Origin of the sequence: Zavarzinia sp. (genome assembly GCF_041650655.1) — a bacterium.
Classification (GTDB): domain Bacteria; phylum Pseudomonadota; class Alphaproteobacteria; order Zavarziniales; family Zavarziniaceae; genus Zavarzinia.
Genome location: NZ_JBAZKR010000247.1, coordinates 1 through 2871, shown reverse-complemented (window position 1 = coordinate 2871; position 2871 = coordinate 1). Strand labels below are relative to the sequence as shown.

Below are 2871 nucleotides of genomic sequence, written 5' to 3'. Positions count from 1 at the left end.
CAACACGCCCTGGCGGGCAAGTTCCACCTGGCCTTGAACCTCGGGCTTCTTGTCGAAGCCCTTCTTGATCGATTCCTGCGTCAGAATTTCGCGGCGCACGAGCTCTTCCATCACCGCCTTGCGCAGTTCCGGCGAGTCAGGCTGACCCTGGGCTGCTTGGCCGGCGAGCAGCGCATCGGCGCGGACCTTGGGGATGGCCTTGCCATTGACGGTGGCGAATGTCGCCGATTCCTTCTTCTGGGCAAAGGCGGGAGCTGCGCTCACCGATACGGCGAAGGCTAGCAGGACGGCATTGAGGAGAGTGCGATTCATCGTGGTTCCTGATTTATGTTTTGCGGGTTTGTCATTTTTCGTCGGGGGCTTTCGCGTCGATGCCGAGTGCGTGAATCTCCTTCTTCATCAACGGGCCCAAGGCATCATACACCAAGCGATGTCTTTCCATTGTCCTGCACCCCGCGAAGCGCGGGGAGACAATGGCGAGCCGGAAATGGCCGCCGCCGCTCCTGGCGCCGGCATGGCCGGCATGCTTCGCCGAGTCGTCGATGATGTCGATGGACACGGGTTCCAGCGCGGCAAGCTTCTCCCGCATCATGTCGATCACGTTCATGACCGGGGGAATACCTGCTTGAAGGGACGCACCGTGACACGGGCATAGACGCCGGCGGCGACATACGGGTCGGCGTCGGCCCAGGCCTGCGCCGCGGCGAGCGAGTCGAAATCGGCGACGATCAGGCTGCCTGAGAATCCGGCAGGGCCCGGATCGGGGCTATCGATCGCGGGACACGGCCCGCCCAGCACCATGCGACCGGCGGCCTCGAGCTCGACCAGACGGGATAGGTGGGCCGGGCGCGCGGCGAGGCGGTTCTCAAGGCTGTTCGGCACGTCTTCGCCGACGATTGCGTAGAGCATTACTGCTTTTCCTCGGGGATGTATTTGGCGAGCACGACGCCCTGGATGATGATGAAAGCGATCATCAGGCCCATGCCGCCGAAGAGCTTGAAGCTGACCCAAGTGTCGGTGCTGAAGTTGAAGGCGACCCACAGGTTGGCCACGCCCATGACCGCGAAAAAACCTGCCCAGGCCAGGTTGAGCCGGCTCCATAGCGGTTCCGGCAGTTGCACTTCTTTTTCCAGCATGGCGCGAATCAGGTTCTTGCCGAAGAATTGCGCGGAGCCGAACAGGGTGGTCGCGAACAGCCAGTAGAGCACGGTCGGCTTCCACTTGATGAAGGTTTCGTCGTGCAGGACCAGGGTCGCGCCGCCGAACACCACGACCAGGGCGAGGCTGATCCAGAGCATGGTGTCCACCTTGCCGTGGCGGTGCCAGACCCAGCCGATCTGCGCCGCCGTGGCGGCGATCACCACGCCGGTGGCGATGTAGATATCGAATGCCTTGAAGGCCGCGAAGAACAGGATGATCGGGAAGAGGTCGAATAGGAATTTCATGGGCGGGATTGTAGCGGTTACTTCTTCCTGTCGAGGTCGATCGAAGCGGAGTTTATGCAGTAGCGCAGGCCCGTCGGCGCCGGGCCGTCGGGAAAGACATGGCCCAGATGGGCGCCGCAGTGGCTGCAGACGACCTCGGTGCGACGCATGAAATGGCTGTGGTCGTCGATCTCGGTGATGCCCTGCGCATCGACGGGGGCCGTGAAACTGGGCCAGCCGCAGCCGGAATCGAACTTGGTCGCCGATTCGAACAGCGGCTCGCCGCAACCGATGCAGCGATAAGTGCCGGGATCCTTGCTGTCCCAGTATTCGCCGCTGAAGGCGCGCTCGGTGCCCTTCTCGCGGGTGACGTGGTACTGCATGGGCGTGAGCTGGGCACGCCATTCGGCGTCGGTCTTGGTGATCTTCGGTTTATTGCTCATGAGTCCCTCCGGGGCGCTGACTATAATCCGGCCCATGGGGATTCAGAGCAGGCGAAGCACTAAAAAGTTCGGGACGATGCGATGCGCGTGACCGTGCTCGGAGCCGGCGTGGTCGGCGTGACGAGCGCCTGGTACCTCGCGGCGGATGGCCACGACGTCACGGTGATCGAGCGGCAACCGCTGCCGGCGCAGGAAACCAGTTTCGCCAACGGCGGCCAGATCTCGGTCAGCCACGCGGAGCCCTGGGCCAATCCGCAAGCCCCGTGGAAGGCGCTGAAATGGCTGGGGCGCGAAGACGCTCCGCTGCTGTGGCGCCTGCGGGCCGATCCGGCGCAATGGGCCTGGGGCCTGCGGTTCCTGCGCGAATGCACGGCGGCGCGGACGCGGGCCAATGTCGGCGCCATCGTGCGCCTCGGGCTGGCGAGCCGCGCCGCACTGCAGGCGCTGCGGCGGGAACTGGCGCTCGAATACGACCATCTCGAACGCGGCACCCTGCATTTTTATACCGATCGCGCCGAATTCGAGCATGCGCTGCCGCAGGCCGCATTGATGCGCGAATTCGGCTGCGACCGGGTGCCGAAGACGGCGGCCGAGTGCCTGGCGATAGAGCCGGCGCTGGCGGGCTCGCGGGTCCCCGTGGTGGGCGGCACCTATACGGCCGGCGATGAATCGGGCGATGCGAGGCGATTCACCGAGGCCCTGGCGCAGCATGCCGCGGCACGCGGTGTGCGCTTCCGCTACGGCGAAACGGTGACCGCCTTGCTGCGCGATGGGGACCGCTTCGCCGGCGCGCGCCTGGCTTCGGCGGAAGTCGTCAGGGCCGACCTGACCGTGCTGGCGCTGGGCAGCTACTCGCCGCTGCTGCTGCGGCCGCTCGGTCTGCGCCTGCCGGTGTACCCGGCCAAGGGCTATTCGGCTACGCTGACGCTGCCCGACGGCGCGGCGGCGCCATCGGTGAGCCTCACCGACGACGGACACAAGATAGTGATTTCCCGCCTCGGGCA

The 2871-nt window shown here is 65.3% G+C and carries 6 protein-coding genes; 1 reads left to right on the top strand and 5 read right to left on the bottom strand.

Annotated features, from left to right (window positions below):
• The 5 genes from WC493_RS23020 to msrB all read right to left on the bottom strand — a co-directional run.
• Positions 1-312, bottom strand: a 312-nt coding sequence (locus tag WC493_RS23020) for a hypothetical protein (protein WP_373068945.1), incomplete at its 3' end; no start/stop codon positions are given.
• Positions 313-343: 31 nt separating this feature from the next.
• Positions 344-607 carry a BolA family protein gene (locus tag WC493_RS23015; protein ID WP_373068943.1) on the bottom strand — a complete coding sequence of 88 codons (264 nt, stop codon included), beginning with the start codon at positions 605-607 and terminating at the stop codon, positions 344-346.
• Positions 604-909 carry a YciI family protein gene (locus WC493_RS23010; RefSeq protein ID WP_373068941.1) on the bottom strand — a complete coding sequence of 102 codons (306 nt, stop codon included), beginning with the start codon at positions 907-909 and terminating at the stop codon, positions 604-606. The genes WC493_RS23015 and WC493_RS23010 overlap by 4 nt, the downstream gene beginning before the upstream one ends.
• Positions 909-1445, bottom strand: coding sequence for a septation protein A (locus WC493_RS23005; protein ID WP_373068939.1), 537 nt, complete (start codon positions 1443-1445; stop codon positions 909-911). The genes WC493_RS23010 and WC493_RS23005 overlap by 1 nt, the downstream gene beginning before the upstream one ends.
• Positions 1446-1462: 17 nt before the next feature.
• Entirely contained in the window at positions 1463-1867 is a 405-nt protein-coding gene (msrB, locus tag WC493_RS23000) for a peptide-methionine (R)-S-oxide reductase MsrB (RefSeq protein ID WP_373068937.1), read from the bottom strand.
• An 81-nt stretch (positions 1868-1948) separates the two neighbouring features.
• Between msrB and WC493_RS22995 the strand changes: the two genes are divergently transcribed.
• Positions 1949-2871 (top strand): FAD-dependent oxidoreductase (locus WC493_RS22995; protein ID WP_373068935.1); only part of this gene is annotated, 923 nt, incomplete at its 3' end.

Coding starts and splice junctions, on each gene's coding strand:
- WC493_RS23010 (WP_373068941.1), bottom strand. CDS start 909: ATGCTCTACGCAATCGTCGGCGAAGACGTGCCGAACAGCCTTGAGAAC.
- WC493_RS23005 (WP_373068939.1), bottom strand. CDS start 1,445: ATGAAATTCCTATTCGACCTCTTCCCGATCATCCTGTTCTTCGCGGCC.
- msrB (WP_373068937.1), bottom strand. CDS start 1,867: ATGAGCAATAAACCGAAGATCACCAAGACCGACGCCGAATGGCGTGCC.
- WC493_RS23015 (WP_373068943.1), bottom strand. CDS start 607: ATGAACGTGATCGACATGATGCGGGAGAAGCTTGCCGCGCTGGAACCC.